The organism is Klebsiella sp. H-Nf2, assembly GCF_002806645.1.
GTDB classification, from domain to species: domain Bacteria; phylum Pseudomonadota; class Gammaproteobacteria; order Enterobacterales; family Enterobacteriaceae; genus Klebsiella; species Klebsiella variicola.
The window spans coordinates 1-684 of sequence record NZ_PIBL01000036.1 but is presented as its reverse complement, the minus strand read 5'-3'; the positions used below and the strand labels follow the sequence as shown (position 1 = coordinate 684).

Sequence of the window (684 nt, the reverse complement as noted above, 5' to 3'; positions counted from 1 at the left end):
TCCTGATCATCTCCACCCCGGACGACATGCCTTCCTTCCAGCGCCTGCTGGGTGACGGGTCGCAGTTCGGGGTGAACTTCAGCTACGCTATCCAGCCGTCGCCGGACGGCCTGGCGCAGGCCTTTATTATTGGCGAGAAGTTCATCGGCAACGATGCCTGCGCCCTGGTGCTGGGGGATAATATCTACTTTGGCCAGAGCTTCGGTAAAAAACTGGAAGCGGCAGCGGCGAAGACTTCCGGTGCCACGGTGTTTGGTTATCAGGTGCTGGATCCGGAGCGCTTCGGGGTGGTGGAGTTCGACGAGAACTTTAAGGCGCTGTCCATCGAGGAGAAACCGCTGAAGCCGAAATCGGACTGGGCGGTGACCGGGCTCTACTTCTACGACAACAACGTGGTGGAGATGGCGAAGGACGTGAAGCCTTCGGAGCGCGGCGAGCTGGAGATCACCACCCTGAACCAGATGTATCTGGAGCAAGGTGACCTGCATGTTGAACTGCTGGGGCGCGGCTTTGCCTGGCTGGATACGGGCACCCACGACAGCCTGATGGACGCGTCGCAGTTCATTCACACCATTGAGAAGCGCCAGGGGATGAAAGTGGCCTGCCTGGAAGAGATTGGTTACCGTAATAAATGGCTGTCGGCGGAAGGGGTGGCGGCTCAGGCCGAACGCCTGAAGAAAACCG

At 59.2% G+C, this 684-nt stretch carries 1 protein-coding gene; it reads left to right on the top strand.

All coding sequences use genetic code 11. The annotated features are described in order from the left end of the window. Positions 1-684, top strand: a 684-nt coding sequence (gene rfbA / locus CWM58_RS27875; protein WP_100682229.1) for a glucose-1-phosphate thymidylyltransferase RfbA, incomplete at both ends; no start/stop codon positions are given.